The organism is Bacillus sp. FCW2, from assembly GCF_021228595.1.
Lineage (GTDB): Bacteria > Bacillota > Bacilli > Bacillales > Bacillaceae > Bacillus > Bacillus velezensis.
This window is the reverse complement of sequence record NZ_CP089436.1, coordinates 3,322,625-3,336,415: the sequence shown is the minus strand read 5'-3', so window position 1 is coordinate 3,336,415 and position 13,791 is coordinate 3,322,625. Positions and strand designations below refer to the sequence as shown.

At 46.2% G+C, this 13,791-nt stretch carries 14 protein-coding genes; 3 read left to right on the top strand and 11 right to left on the bottom strand.

Features of this window, described 5'->3' with window-relative positions:
* Positions 1-3: 3 nt before the first annotated feature.
* From K3G25_RS16595 to K3G25_RS16570, 6 genes are all read right to left on the bottom strand, one after another.
* Positions 4-840 (bottom strand): sugar ABC transporter permease, encoded by an 837-nt coding sequence (locus tag K3G25_RS16595; protein WP_025649322.1) that lies wholly within the window; start codon positions 838-840, stop codon positions 4-6.
* The gene (locus K3G25_RS16590; protein WP_022553841.1) at positions 841-2,151 is read right to left on the bottom strand and encodes a carbohydrate ABC transporter permease; all 1,311 of its coding nucleotides are present in this window, start codon (positions 2,149-2,151) and stop codon (positions 841-843) included.
* Positions 2,152-2,190: 39 nt separating this feature from the next.
* A complete protein-coding gene (locus K3G25_RS16585; RefSeq protein WP_232489415.1) occupies positions 2,191-3,447 on the bottom strand; it encodes an extracellular solute-binding protein in 1,257 nt (418 codons plus the stop codon).
* 93 nt (positions 3,448-3,540) lie between these two features.
* Positions 3,541-5,310 (bottom strand): glycoside hydrolase family 13 protein, encoded by a 1,770-nt coding sequence (locus K3G25_RS16580; RefSeq protein ID WP_232489414.1) that lies wholly within the window; start codon positions 5,308-5,310, stop codon positions 3,541-3,543.
* A gap of 102 nt (positions 5,311-5,412) precedes the next feature.
* Positions 5,413-6,363, bottom strand: a complete 951-nt coding sequence (locus K3G25_RS16575; RefSeq protein WP_014418958.1) for a LacI family DNA-binding transcriptional regulator — start codon at positions 6,361-6,363, stop codon at positions 5,413-5,415.
* Positions 6,364-6,536: 173 nt separating this feature from the next.
* The gene (locus tag K3G25_RS16570; RefSeq protein WP_014418959.1) at positions 6,537-7,112 is read right to left on the bottom strand and encodes an LOG family protein; all 576 of its coding nucleotides are present in this window, start codon (positions 7,110-7,112) and stop codon (positions 6,537-6,539) included.
* A gap of 115 nt (positions 7,113-7,227) precedes the next feature.
* Here K3G25_RS16570 and K3G25_RS16565 point away from each other — a divergent pair, with 115 nt between their 5' ends.
* Positions 7,228-7,548, top strand: a complete 321-nt coding sequence (locus K3G25_RS16565; RefSeq protein WP_014418960.1) for a MazG nucleotide pyrophosphohydrolase domain-containing protein — start codon at positions 7,228-7,230, stop codon at positions 7,546-7,548.
* A gap of 44 nt (positions 7,549-7,592) precedes the next feature.
* On the opposite strand, the gene K3G25_RS16560 is transcribed toward K3G25_RS16565, so the two are convergent.
* On the bottom strand, positions 7,593-9,182 hold the full coding sequence (locus K3G25_RS16560) for a SulP family inorganic anion transporter (RefSeq protein ID WP_025649327.1): 1,590 nt from the start codon (positions 9,180-9,182) through the stop codon (positions 7,593-7,595).
* A gap of 2 nt (positions 9,183-9,184) precedes the next feature.
* Entirely contained in the window at positions 9,185-9,766 is a 582-nt protein-coding gene (locus K3G25_RS16555) for a beta-class carbonic anhydrase (protein ID WP_003151503.1), read from the bottom strand.
* A 400-nt stretch (positions 9,767-10,166) separates the two neighbouring features.
* Here K3G25_RS16555 and K3G25_RS16550 point away from each other — a divergent pair, with 400 nt between their 5' ends.
* Complete coding sequence (locus K3G25_RS16550; RefSeq protein ID WP_012118532.1) at positions 10,167-11,132, top strand: 2-hydroxyacid dehydrogenase; 966 nt, start codon at positions 10,167-10,169, stop codon at positions 11,130-11,132.
* A 205-nt stretch (positions 11,133-11,337) separates the two neighbouring features.
* Entirely contained in the window at positions 11,338-11,727 is a 390-nt protein-coding gene (locus K3G25_RS16545) for a ribonuclease (protein WP_223204413.1), read from the top strand.
* Positions 11,728-11,787: 60 nt separating this feature from the next.
* Here K3G25_RS16545 and K3G25_RS16540 read toward each other — a convergent pair whose 3' ends face one another.
* The 3 genes from K3G25_RS16540 to whiA are packed head-to-tail and all read right to left on the bottom strand — an operon-like array spanning position 11,788 to position 13,790.
* Complete coding sequence (locus K3G25_RS16540) at positions 11,788-12,534, bottom strand: arylamine N-acetyltransferase family protein (protein ID WP_007407420.1); 747 nt, start codon at positions 12,532-12,534, stop codon at positions 11,788-11,790.
* A 24-nt stretch (positions 12,535-12,558) separates the two neighbouring features.
* Entirely contained in the window at positions 12,559-12,816 is a 258-nt protein-coding gene (locus tag K3G25_RS16535; protein WP_012118534.1) for an HPr family phosphocarrier protein, read from the bottom strand.
* 23 nt (positions 12,817-12,839) lie between these two features.
* Complete coding sequence (gene whiA, locus K3G25_RS16530) at positions 12,840-13,790, bottom strand: DNA-binding protein WhiA (protein ID WP_007407421.1); 951 nt, start codon at positions 13,788-13,790, stop codon at positions 12,840-12,842.
* Position 13,791: the final 1 nt, after the last annotated feature.

Genomic DNA, 13,791 nt, shown 5'->3' with positions numbered 1-13,791 from the left:
GAACTACCCCTTTGTTCCGCCCGCCGCCAGCCCGGATACAAAGTTCTTTTGGAGAAAAAAGAACAAGATGCATATCGGCAGTGCGGCAAGTATAGCCCCCGCCGCAAACAGGGCGACTTTTTGCTGCTGCGGATTTGAAATGAACGACTGCAACCCTACTGCAATGGTCAGCCTTTCCGGCGAGCGAAGCAAAAACTTCGCCAGCAAATAGTCCCCGAACGGCGCCATAAACGCCCAAAGCGCTTGAACGGCAAGCATCGGCTTCACAAGCGGCAGCACAATGGAGGCAAATATCCTGAAATGCCCCGCTCCATCCATTCGCGCAGCCTCATCAATTTCTCTCGGAACTGTATCAAAATAACCTTTCATCAGCCACGTGTTCATCGGAATTCCGCCGCCGATATAGATCGCTGTCAAAAACCAGTATTGATCAAGAGCGCCTATCAGCATGGCCAATACATAAAAAGCAGTCAGCGCTGCCATTGTGGGCACCATTTGAATGATTAAAAAGAAAACAAGACTCTTTTTTCGCCCCGCAAACCGATAGCGGCTGTACGTATACCCGGCAAGCGTTACAATCGTGACCTGCAATACCATGACTGACAGCGCGATAACCAGCGTATTGCTGTACCAATGAAGATAGAGCGTCTCTTCAAACAGCCGCTTAAAATGATCAAAAGTCCAGGAACCTGAGAAATCGAGCTGAAAAGCCGTCACATTTCCCGCACGGAAAGCGGAGGAAGCCGTAATCAGCAGCGGATATAAAATGACAATGCTTAAAACCAGCAAAAACAAATAGGTGCAGATTTTCGTAAGCATTCCGGCCGTTCTGGAACCCATCTACATCACCTCCTCATTGCCGAAAGCATTTGACTTTTTAAAAGCAATCAGGGAAATTCCAATGACGACGAAAGAAATTAACAATGTCACGGCCGCTGCCACAGCATATTGCGGAGAAGTGCCGGTTGTCAGTTTATAGATCCAGGAAATTAAAATATCGGTCGACCCGGCACCGGCTCCCGCGCTTCCCGGACCGCCTTCATTAAACAAATAGATGATCGAAAAATTATTAAAGTTAAATGTGTACTGTGTAATCATCACCGGTGCCGTCGCAAATAAAATCATCGGTAATGTAATATTGCGAAAACGCTGCATAAAAGAAGCCCCGTCAATCTTTGCGGCTTCATACAATTCACCCGGAATCGACTGCAAGACCCCCGTTACCATGACATAAATATAAGGAAAGCCAAGCCAGGTCTGAATCATAATCAGAGCAGTCTTCGTCCAGAAAGCATCAGTCTTCCACGCGATCGCCGGCAGTTCCACAAACGGCAGGTGGTTAATTAATGGAATCACCTGCGTGTTCATCGCCCCTATACTGTCATTAAAAATATTGGAAAAGCTCATAATTGTGATAAAGGCCGGAACAGCCCATGGAAATAAGAAAATCATTCGGAATATCCGTCTGCCTTTAATAAAATCTTGATTCACGAATAGTGCCGTTACGATCCCCAAAATGATTTGCAGCGTTGTTGCACAGATTGTCCATATCATGGTCCAGCCCAGTACATTCACAAATGTTTCCCGGTAGGAACCGACAAAAAAGATATTCAAGAAATTTTTAAAGCCGACCCAGTCAATCAGACTGTTAGGCGGTATATGATAAAAATCATAGTTTGTTAAGGCAACAAACAGAGTCACCAAAACAGGAAAAATAATCACAAACACCATCATGAGATATGCCGGCAGTGTAAATAAATAAGGAAACCCTTTATCTCCCGCATGGCGGATGATATCCTTGGCCGCTGTATTCACCTTCAAACCCGCCGCTTTCATAGCGGCGGTATGACGGAAATCATAAACTGAAAAGATATAGAACATGAGAAAAATCAACGTTAAGATCAATTGCAGCGTGCCTTCAATCAGCATAAATAATGAGTGATCTTCACCGGGAACACTTCCCAAGGTAACCAATCCGGTCAGCGCCTCAATACCGAAAACGCATAATTCAACAGCAAACAAACTCGTAATGACCAGAAATAAGATCCCCTTTGATATCTGCTGATTCGCGATCTGTCCAATTCCCGGAATGATCGATAAAAACCATGACGCCTTCCGTTTTTGGTGTAAAAGTGTATCATCTTTATTCATTTTTCGCCCTCTATTCTTACGGACACTTCCCCTCCGATTTTATTTCACATATTTTTCTTTGATGTTTTCTTTTATGACGTTTACCGCATCATCCGCCGATTTTTTTGCTGTTTTTTTCCCCGAAGCCGCATCAAATATTAAACTTTCAGCGCCAGTCCATACCTCGGCCATTTCAGGAATATTCGGCGCAGGTGCCGCTGACTCATATTGTTTAATAACAGCTGACGCCAGCTCATTTTTTTGCTCTCCCGCTTTCTTCCTTGCGGCTGTGTTGGCCGGAACTTCATTTGTCTTCTCATAAAAGGCGTAAGCATTGGCATCATTTGTTGCATACTCAAGCCATTTTTCAGCCAGCTCGGGTTCCTTTGTATATTTTGAAGCAACCCAGCCTTTGCCGCCCGCAAACGGAGCATATTCTTTTCCGTTTGGCAATGTCGGAATAGGAGCGGCGCCATAGTTCAGGCCGGCCTCTTGAAAATTGGCAGCCGACCAAGGCCCGCCGATGATTGCAGCCGCTTTCTTATCCAAAAACATTTGCTGAATAAAATCGTCTGCGCTTGAGTTATCCTGCATGCCTTTTGGCCAATATGTTTTAAACCATTTCTCCGCATATTTCACCGCTTCTGCAGCCCCTTTATTGTTCAGGCCGATATCCCCGGGATCTGTGCCGTTTTTCCCGAATACATATCCGCCGTAACCGGACAGCAAACCGTACGACATATAAAAGTCAGTCCACTTTGCTAAAAATCCCGTTGACTTTCCTTTTTCAGAAGCAAATGAAAAGCGGGGATCTTCTGTTAATGTTTCAAGGTCTTTAAATGTTGCCGGCGCTTTTTTTATAAGATCTTTGTTGTAATACAGAACAAGCGTCTCAATCACCAGCGGCATTCCATACACCTTTCCGTTAACCGTTACCTGCTGCATCTCTTTATCTCCAAAGCTTTTTGTATCAGCAGGTTTTAGATCAAGCAAATGGCCTTGCTGCGCCAAACTGCCGATCCGGTCATATGCGGCAAGCATAACGTCAGGCGCATTGCCGGCCGGGCCGTCCAAAGGAAGCGCCTCCAGCTGATCGAACATTTGCTTTTCTGCAATGTTGATTGTGACGTGATTCTCTTTTTCAAACTCTCCTTTAATGCTTTCAATATATTTTTTATAGGTTTCTTCAACGGACACGGTCAGTACCTTTTTGCCGTCAGAGCCGGCCGATTCTTTTGAATTTGAACAGGCCCCGAGACAGAATGCCAAAACTGATGCCGTCAATAAAGCCAATCCCATTTTGACGAACCCCGCCATATCTTTTCCCCCTTTTATTATGAATCTATTACAATTCTACTCTGTTAGAGAAAGCGGTTTCAAAGCCTTTCAGCCTGTTACCGATAACAGAATTCAGACAGGGGCATCAGCGCTTAAAATCAAAAATTCTCCCGGCTGAACAGCAATAGCGGCATCATGTTGAAGGATCTGATCCGTCCACGCATCGTAAACTTTTCTGCTTCTCTCAATATTAAAATCTTGCAAACGGATTTCCCCGGCCCGGTTCCCCTGATTAAAATAGAAAATCAATTGCCTGCCATTGAAAACCCTCGAAAAACTGATACAATCGTTTTGATCATCAAGCAGATGCCACTCAAGACTTCCGTACGTCAATAAAGCGTTTTCTTTTTTGCGTAAGGTGATTAAGCGTTTCATAAAGCTGAGCATTTCCCGGTTTTGCTTTTCCTTTTCCCAAATCATACACTTCCGGCATAATGGATCTCTCCCGCCGTCCAGACCGATTTCCGTTCCGTAGTAGATGCAGGGCGCTCCTGTATGGGCAAACATAAAGGCCAGCAGAGCGCGGGCTGTTTTCTCATCATTTCCGCACCTTGTCAGAAGACGTTCTGTATCATGGCTGTCCAGTAAATTGAACATCACCTCGTTGGCCTGCCGCATCCCATTCATCAAGTGCGCGTTTAATCGATAGGCCATGGATGAAGCAGAAATCTCCCGGTCAGCAAAATAAGCAATCATCGGCTCTGTGAAAGGATAATTCATCACGGCATGAAACTCATCTCCTCTGAGCCAAGGTTCCGATGAATGCCATATCTCTCCCAAAATATAAAGATCGGGTTTCTCGGCCGTTACAGCCTGCCTGAATGCCTTCCAAAAAGCGTGATCCACTTCATTTGCCACATCTAAACGCCAGCCGTCAATGTCAAATTCACGAATCCAGTACAAAGCAATCTCAAACAAATACCTCTGTACTTCCGGATTAGCCGTATTCAGCTTCGGCATATCAGGCGTAAACGCAAACCTGTCATAATTGTCTTCTTTCACAGGAAAAGAGTGAATATGGAACCAGTCTTTGTAGCGGGACCGGGCCCCGTGTTTTACAACATCCTGCCATTGCGGAGAAGCGCTGCCTATATGATTAAAAACAGCATCAAGCATAATTTTCATTCCCCGCTCATGAAGCCGGCTGACCAATGTCCGGAAAAGCTCCCGATCCCCAAAATGCGGATCGATGGAATAGTAATCCAGCGTGTCATATTTATGGTTGGATGGAGAGGAGAAGATCGGAGTTAAATAAATTCCGTTCACCCCTAATTCTTCTAAATAATCGAGCTTGTCGATAATCCCCTGCAAATCTCCGCCAAAAAAATCATTAACGTCCGGGTCCTTGCTCCCCCAAGGCAGTGCAGCTTCCGGTGACAGGTCTTCTCTTCCATTCGCAAAACGTTCCGGAAAAATTTGATACCAAACCGTTGATTTCGCCCATTCAGGCGCTTGAAATGTATCCGCCTCATGAACAAACGGAAGCTTAAAATAATAATGAATCGTTTCCAGCGTTTTTTTATTTACAGGACAGACCCCTGACGCTCCGAAAAAGATGTTTTCATGCTGGTCTGAGACAATAAATGCATATTGCAAACGCCTGAATGGCGGTGACACTTCAGCAAACCAATAATCATGGTTTTGGGTTGCGGCTATTTTTCTCATTGGCTGCTCGGCTGCCGACCACCTGCCGCCGCTGTATTCATAAGGATCGCCCCAAACCAATCGAATCTGATCAGCATCACCTTTTTTCGTCCGGATTTTGATATGCACCGTCCGCCCGTCATATGAATAAGCATCAGCACTGAACGGCTGATGATGTATTGCGGCATATTCCATCATGTTTCCCCCTTTTTTATAGGCTGGCTTATGCTTTGAAGGTAGCATGATGAAATCGGGAGAAGCAATCGTTTTTCTCTTGTTACCGATAACAGAATCAAGCTTTCACAAAGTTGATTCCCGCACAATTAACTCCGGTTCAAAAAACAAATGACCTTGAGCTGCGCCGCCTTCATTCATTTTTTTCAGCAGCATTTTCGCACAGGCCTCTCCCATTTCCACAACCGGCTGTCTGACCGTAGTCAGCCGCGGGGAGGAAATGCGGTCAAGAAAAACACCGTCATTTCCAGTAACGGCCACATCTTCGGGAATTCGTTTTCCGAGTGACTGCACCGCACGAATGACCCCGAGCGCGATTCGGTCGGTGGCGCAGACAAACGCGGCTTGCCGGCCGAGCGTTTTCAAAACTTCTCTTGCCAGGCTTTCACTTTTTTTTGAACTGTTAGCGATCCGAAACAGCTTCGTTTCTCTGCAGCTCTCTTTCATCGCCCGAATATACCCCTGTTCTCTTGAGCGTTCGAATGGCTCATCCAAATCAATGCCGAAAAAGACAACCTCACGCTCCCCCAGCCCCATGACATGGCGGGTTGCCATAAAAGTCCCTTTTTCGTTATTCACATCGACGAAATCATAGCCCATTTCATTTTCTCCAAATACGACTAACGGCTTTTCAAAAGCTTTGATGACAAATTCAAAATCGGCCTTTCTCAAGCCGGTGGCAATAATGCCGTCGCATTGCCCGATATTGAGTGAATTTCTTGTCACAAGCTGCAAAGCATAATGATGGCGATCCAGCTCCCGGCTGATTCCGGTCAGCAAGTTCATGTAATAGGGTTCGGTCGTATCCATTTCCTCAAGAATCAGCAATTTGACAACCTGTGTTCTGTTTTGCACAAGCGCTCTTGCCGCATAATTAGGGATGTAATTCAGCTCTTTCATTGCGGAATGAACGAGCTTTTTCAGTTCATCTGTTACCGTATCAGGGTGATTAATCACACGTGACACCGTCATTTTCGAAACATTCGCTCTCTTAGCCACATCTGACAACGTCGCCATTTTCCGTCTCCTTCCGCTTTTGCTTAGATAGCCAATCCGAATTAGTTAAATTATACTACGATGGTAATCTGGACATAAAAAAAGATTTCCCTAAGGAAATCTCACATTGTCAAATACACTCGATTTTCATGAAGTCCGCCCGGGACTCACACACATGCCAGATGGCTCTTTTTTTATATTTCCGTCCATTTTTTCTGAAGGATCGGGTACGAGTAATTGTTCATCTGCTCAATCAGCTCATCCGGCCGGGAGGAACTGTGTATCAGTTTTAAATGAGACTCATTCGAAAATCCTTCCTGAATGCTGTACTTGACCATCTTCATCATCGGCTCAAAATACCCGTTCACATTGTACAGCCCGATCGGTTTTTGATGAATGCCGATTTGCGCCCAGCACAGCACTTCAAATAACTCTTCATATGTTCCGAAACCGCCGGGCATGGCAATGTACCCATCGGCAAGTTCACTCATTTTCGCTTTCCGCTCATGCATGCCGCTGACTTCAATCAGCTCCGTCAGATTCTGATGAACAACCTCTCCGCTGAACAGCCCGCTCGGCATGACGCCGACAGCTTTTCCGCCGCCTGCCATTAACGCATCCGCGACGGTTCCCATCAGACCGACCCGTGAGCCGCCGTAAACAAGGCCGATTCCCTGCTCCGCCATATATTCACCCAGTTCGGCTGCTTTGCGTTTGTACTCTTCATTTACCCCCGGGTTTGACCCCGCAAATACACAAATGGTTTTCATTTTTTCATCTCCATATCTATATATGTACATCAATAAATCAAAATACACTATATATTGTCCCATCTCTATATGATAATATCAATAAGAATCATACAGGACATAAGGAGTGTTTCACATGCAGATGGCTGAAGCAGAACGATGGACGAAAGATTTTTACGAAAAACGAGGATGGACGGCGTACGGGCCATTTATCAGAATCGGCTTTTTAATGGAAGAGGCGGGTGAGCTCGCCCGGGCGGTAAGAGCATATGAAATCGGCAGAGACCGGCCGGATGAAAAGGACGCGACCCAGGCTGAACGCAGGCAGGAGCTGATTGAAGAAATGGGTGACGTCCTCGGAAATCTGGCCATCCTTGCCGATAAGTACGGAATCACGTTAGAAGATGCGATGAAAGCCCATCAGGAAAAACTGATCAAGCGCTTTGAAACCGAATAAAAACACGGCCTGTCCGCTTTTTCATGGACAGGCCGTATCTGAATTTATCCCGTTATCTCGTCCTGATGCTCAAAGAAATGCTGCTTTCCGATTTTATGAAACAGCCCTGTCTTCCGGATCAGCTCTCTCGGCTGTGATTGCAATCCGACGATCATCAATCTCCCGTTATGCCGTTTGATCCGGTTCATCACATTCCCCAGCACCGCTTCTGCGGAGGTATCCATGTAATGTACATTATTCATCAGCAGAATAAGCGTCTTCGGCTTTTCCTGAAGCCTCTCCAGCAGCGATGATTCCAGTGAATCAATTGAACCGAAAAACAGCGGCCCTTCAATGGAATATGTGCTGACGGACGAATCATTTTTAACCGATTTGACAGCGGCATGCGGTGTTTTGATGCTTGTTGATTCGCTCATTTTTCTGATAAAGAAAACAAAAGCGAGCACGAGACCGGCAGAAACGCCGATGATTAAATCAAACAGAACCGTCAGTAAAAAGGTTGCCGCCAGTACGAATGAATCAGTGTTTTTCAGCCGCATCATATTGGCGACTTCCCTCCGCTCACTCATGTTCCAAGCCACAACCATCAACACCGGCGCCATGCTTGCCAGCGGTACATGAACGGCAAGCGGGGCGAAGACGAGCAGGACGAGGAGGACGGTGACTCCGTGGACAACACCGGAAATCGGAGAAACTGCGCCGTTTTTAATATTTGTTGCGGTCCGCGCAATCGCTCCCGTTGCCGGTATGCCGCCGAAAAGCGGCGCTGCCATATTGGCGATGCCCTGCCCGACAAGCTCCCTATTGCTGTCATGCCGTGATCCTTTCATATTGTCCGCGACCATCGCCGATAATATGGACTCAAGTCCGCCGAGAAGCGCAATGATCAAAGCAGACGGGAACATCATCACCATGTTATCGATTGAGAAATCCGGAAGCTGAAAAGCCGGGAGCTGCCGCGGAATCTCCCCGTAAGCAGAACCGATTGTCGCCATTTTGTCAGGAAAAAACACGACCGCCGCGGCTGTAGAGACAAGCAGCGCCACAAGCGCGCCCGGAATCTTCGGCATCAGCCTGGCTGATAACACCAAAATGGCCAAAGCAATTCCCGCGATGAGGATGCTGTACAAATTAAAGGTTCCGATCTTCTTGCCTATTTCCGCAATGTTGAGGATAAAGCTTTCATGCTTTTGAATATCGCGCAGACCGAGAAAATGGGCAATCTGCTCCGAGAAAATCAGCACCGCGATCCCGGCCGTAAATCCGACGATCACCGGCTTCGGCACGAATTTCATAATCTTTCCGAGCTTAAATACGCCAAACAGGACGAGCATAACGCCTGCCATAAAACCGGCTACAAGTAAATTCTCAAAACCATACTGCATCACAATGGCAAATAAAATGGGAACAAACGCCCCCGTAGGCCCGCCGATCTGATATTTAGAGCCGCCCAACAGCGAAATCAGAATTCCGGCCACAATAACGGTGTAAAGCCCGTATTCCGGACCGACCCCCGAGGCGATAGCAAAGGCCATTCCCAGTGGAATCGCTACAATTCCGACCACAATTCCCGCGATTAGGTCTTTCTGAAATTTCTGCAAATTGTATCCCTGATATCTGCCGGTAAATTGCATCGTCAGCTGCATCCTCCTTTGACTGTTTCATAACCGTCAACGACTACATCCAGCGTCCCCGTCCCCGGATCGATCACCAGCCCGTGCACCGGCACCTCTTCAGGCAAGAGCGGATGATGCCTGACCATATTCACGCTGTGGGCCACGCTTTCTTCGACGCTGTGAAAACCGGTCAGCCATGTTTCCAAATCGACTCCCGCATGTTGCAGAAGGCTGAGACATTTGTCCTCCACGCCGCGCTCTTTCGCTTTATTTAATATGGAAGCCGCATTTAATCCCGACATTCCGCACTCGCGGTGACCTATGATGCAGACTTCCTCTGCCTGCAGTTCATAAACGGCAACCAAAATGCTCCGCATGACACTTCCAAATGGGTGAGAAACAATGGCTCCCGCGTTTTTTATGATTTTGGCATCGCCGTTTCTGAGTCCCATCGCCTGCGGCAGAAGCTCCGTCAGCCTTGTATCCATACAGGATACGATGACAAGCTTTTTTTTCGGGAATTTTGTCGTTTGGTAAGGTTCATATTTCCTTTCTTGGACAAACTGCTGGTTGTGCTCCAAAATGCTTGATAAAGAAACCATTTTTCTATTCATCTCCCATCCGATTGTATTGCAAGCCTTCTTACCCAGCTTACAGTAAGGAATTATAGCACAGAAAAAGGCCTCAAAAGCGCTTTCAAAAAAAGACACGATAATTTGACTGTAAATTCAGATTATGTTCATTTATATCTTTCAAAAATAATAAAATTTATCTTTACACCAACCTATAAAGCTTTTGAAAACAGCGGTTCCGCTCATTTTGCCTTCAGAAATATAGGCGGATTCTGTTATTGTTTGGAGAAATCCAGCATGTACGTTTCTTTTTCTTTCATTTTAAGTTCAAAAGAACCAGAAATTTATCGTAATACGTTTGAATATTTCTCACGTTACCGCTTCTCTTATATAATAAAATAGAGAAGAAAGACAAAGGAGGAGAAGCCCGTTGAAACCCTATGTATTCATCGCGAAACCGATACCGCCGGAAGTCGAACAAATGATAGGCGAGCATTGCCGCTATGACATCTGGAAAGAAGATACCATTCCAAAAGAGGAACTGTACGAAAAAATGAAAGATGCTGAAGGGCTGCTGACATCCGGAACGGCGATTGACAGTGATTTACTGGATCACGCGCCGAAGCTGAAGGTCGTCAGCAATAATTCTGTCGGCTATGATAATTTTAATATTGAAGAAATGAAAAGACGCGGGGTTGTCGGCACGCATACACCGTACACGTTAGATGACACTGTCGCTGATCTGGCTTTTTCATTAATTCTGTCTTCCGCCAGACGGGTTGCCGAATTGGATCGATTCGTCCGCGCCGGCAAATGGGGAACCGTTGAGGAAGAATCTCTTTTCGGTATGGATGTCCACCATCAGACATTAGGAATTATCGGCATGGGCAGAATCGGTGAACAAGCTGCCAAACGGGCAAAATTCGGCTTCGATATGGACGTGCTGTATTATAACCGCAGCAGAAAACCGGACGCTGAGAAGGAACTCGGGGTTACATATGCCGACTTAGATACACTGCTGAAAACATCAGACTTTGTGCTGTTAATTACGCCGCTTACTGACGAAACGTATCATATGATGGGAGAGCGGGAATTTAAATTGATGAAAGATACGGCATGTTTCGTCAATATTTCCCGGGGAAAGACGGTTGATGAGAAAGCGCTCATCCGCGCATTGCAGGAGGGCTGGATAAAAGGCGCCGGTTTAGATGTGTTTGAAAAAGAGCCGATCGCCGAAGACAATCCGCTCCTGCAGCTGGAAAACGTCACATTGCTTCCGCATATCGGGTCAGCAACGGCAAAAATCCGCTTGAATATGTTCAAGCAAGCCGCACAAAACATGATTGACGCCGTATACGGAAAAACGCCGAAAAACCTCACGAAGGAATTTCAATGAGATGAAAAATCCCGGCCGTTTCAGCCGGGGTTTATTTTTTTGCTAGATCAAAAGTACTATTTTTAAATTCTTTCTATTCCTTTCTCTCGATGCTGATACAATGAAAAGGAATCAGCTTCACATGATAAAAATGGGAGGTATTGCTTTGAAAAAACGATTATCGTGGATTTCCGTTTGTTTGCTGGTGCTGTTCTCCGCGGCGGGGATGCTGTTTTCCACGGCTGCCAAGACGGATACATCTTCTCACAAGGCGCACACTGAAGCACAGGTTATCAACACGTTTGACGGGGTTGCGGATTATCTTCAGACCTATCATAAGCTTCCTGATAATTACATTACAAAGTCAGAAGCCCAGGCCCTCGGCTGGGTTGCATCAAAGGGGAATCTGGCAGACGTCGCTCCGGGGAAAAGCATCGGCGGAGACATCTTCTCAAACAGGGAAGGCAAACTCCCTGCCAAAAGCGGACGGACGTGGCGTGAAGCGGATATTAACTATACATCAGGCTTCAGAAATTCAGACCGGATTCTTTACTCAAGCGACTGGCTGATTTATAAGACGACAGATCATTATAAAACCTTTACAAAAATGAGATAAACACATACAAAAAACGGCTTCCCTGCGGAGGCCGTTTTTTTTGCAGAGAACCTGCGAGCTTCATATAAAATGAGCAGTAAATTTTTCTTCAAACTCTGACCGGTCTATTCTGCTGTTTTCCGCCGTGCCATCGTGTTTTTTTATTGTTATATTGCGTTCAGACAGAACCATGTGCCCTTCCGGTGTCCGCTTTGAAGCAAGCAGGCGTTTGTTGAAAGGAGAGCGTTCATGTTCAAAGATTGTTTGTTTCATAGACTTGAGGTCCTTTTCATCGATTTCTTCAAGCGAAAATGCGTAACCTGTCTGCCAGCCGTCCCCTTTGTTCATTTCAAGCAGGTATGTCCCGAATTCCGTCTCTTCTATCCTCACGCGGAACGCTCCGGCCGCTGATACCGTCTCGTCTCCCGACATCGGCACAGGCTGCATGGCGAGATTGAGGCCGAAGCCTGCATCAGCGATGTACTCATTCCCTCCGGCGGAAAGAAGTACGGCCGCATGTGTGCCGGGCAGCGCCCAGCCGTTTTTCCAGACCGTTCCGCGGATCAATTTGACATCAAATCCGGCATCTTTCAGGATGAAATAAAGCAGTCCGTTCAAGTCATAACAAAGGCCGCCATGAGGTTCCTTCACCATGTGCCGCCACAGTCCTTCTTTCGTGACGTCATATTCTTTTTTGGACAAAACCGCGCGATTTTCAAACGGAAACCGATACGCGAGCGCCTTTAAAAACTCCGGCAGGTTGCTGAAATCGAGGGAATCCTTTTCCCAGCCTATCGTTTGATAACAATCTTTCAGAAACTCATTCATCTTTCCGTCCCCCTTACAAAGTGTTTACACTTCTTCCTGCACATAAGCGGACAACTTTTCCAGCGCTTCCTTTTCATCATCGCCTTCAGCGATCAGAGTGACTTCCGTCCCCGTGCTGACCGCCAGGCTCATTAATCCCATAATGCTTTTGGCATTCACTTTCTTGCCGTTTTTCTCAAGAAACACATCTGATGCAAAGCGATTTGCCTCCTGTACAAACAATGCAGCGGGACGCGCCTGCAAACCCGTCTTTAAACGCACTTCCACTTTCTCCTGAACCATAAGATCTCCCCTTTTCTGTACGGTTATTTCAAAGTGATGCTTTGTCCTGTACGCAGCTGTTCTGCGATTTCATCGAGCTTTCTCAGCCTGTGATTGATGCCGGATTTGCTGATTTTCCCGCTTGCAACCATTTCCCCCAGTTCTTTCAGCGTGACCTCCTGATAATCAATCCGCAGCTGCGCAATTTCGCGAAGCTTTTCCGGCAGCGCTTCAAGACCGATCCGTTCATCAATGTATTTAATATTTTCCACCTGTCTGAGCGAAGCACCGATGGTTTTGTTTAAGTTTGCTGTTTCACAATTGACGAGGCGGTTCACTGAGTTTCTCATATCTCTGACAATCCGCACATCTTCAAAACGCAGCAGTGAATTGTGAGCGCCGATGACATTCAGAAATTCAGTGATTTTTTCCGCCTCTTTTAAATACGTAATATAGCCTTTTTTCCGTTCAAGCGTTTTGCTGTTCAGATGAAATTCATTCAGCAGCGCGCATAATGAATCGTTATGTTCCTTATAAAGCGAGAAGATTTCCAAGTGGTACGACGAGGTTTCGGGATTATTCACAGATCCCCCCGCCAAAAACGCCCCTCTCATATAAGAACGTTTGCAGCAGCGTTTCGCCACCAGTTCCTCAGAAATATTCCGTTCAAATACAAAGTTCTCTCCGAGGATTTTCAATTCCTCTAAAATCAGCTTTGCATTTTCAGAAAAGCGCACAATATAAACATTATTTTTTTTCAGCCGCATTTTTTTTCTGACTAACAGTTCGACCGATACATCATATTGTTTCTTCAGCAATGTATAAATGCGGCGGGCAATCGCCGCATTTTCGGTTTGAACGTCAAGCACGAGATGGCGGTTTGAAAATGACAGGGAACCGTTCATCCGAATCAGCGCGGACAGCTCCGCCTTGGCGCAGCAGTCCTTCACTTCCAGATTCGTCAGTTCTTTTTTTGTTTCCGATGCAAATGACATA

Bases quoted from the DNA above. Each gene is read 5' to 3' on its own strand.
- K3G25_RS16595 (WP_025649322.1), bottom strand. From the start codon at position 840: ATGGGTTCCAGAACGGCCGGAATGCTTACGAAAATCTGCACCTATTTG.
- K3G25_RS16590 (WP_022553841.1), bottom strand. From the start codon at position 2,151: ATGAATAAAGATGATACACTTTTACACCAAAAACGGAAGGCGTCATGG.
- K3G25_RS16585 (WP_232489415.1), bottom strand. From the start codon at position 3,447: ATGGCGGGGTTCGTCAAAATGGGATTGGCTTTATTGACGGCATCAGTT.
- K3G25_RS16580 (WP_232489414.1), bottom strand. From the start codon at position 5,310: ATGATGGAATATGCCGCAATACATCATCAGCCGTTCAGTGCTGATGCT.
- K3G25_RS16575 (WP_014418958.1), bottom strand. From the start codon at position 6,363: ATGGCGACGTTGTCAGATGTGGCTAAGAGAGCGAATGTTTCGAAAATG.
- K3G25_RS16570 (WP_014418959.1), bottom strand. From the start codon at position 7,112: ATGAAAACCATTTGTGTATTTGCGGGGTCAAACCCGGGGGTAAATGAA.
- K3G25_RS16565 (WP_014418960.1), top strand. From the start codon at position 7,228: ATGCAGATGGCTGAAGCAGAACGATGGACGAAAGATTTTTACGAAAAA.
- K3G25_RS16560 (WP_025649327.1), bottom strand. From the start codon at position 9,182: ATGCAATTTACCGGCAGATATCAGGGATACAATTTGCAGAAATTTCAG.
- K3G25_RS16555 (WP_003151503.1), bottom strand. From the start codon at position 9,766: ATGGTTTCTTTATCAAGCATTTTGGAGCACAACCAGCAGTTTGTCCAA.
- K3G25_RS16545 (WP_223204413.1), top strand. From the start codon at position 11,338: ATGCTGTTTTCCACGGCTGCCAAGACGGATACATCTTCTCACAAGGCG.
- K3G25_RS16540 (WP_007407420.1), bottom strand. From the start codon at position 12,534: ATGAATGAGTTTCTGAAAGATTGTTATCAAACGATAGGCTGGGAAAAG.
- K3G25_RS16535 (WP_012118534.1), bottom strand. From the start codon at position 12,816: ATGGTTCAGGAGAAAGTGGAAGTGCGTTTAAAGACGGGTTTGCAGGCG.
- whiA (WP_007407421.1), bottom strand. From the start codon at position 13,790: ATGTCATTTGCATCGGAAACAAAAAAAGAACTGACGAATCTGGAAGTG.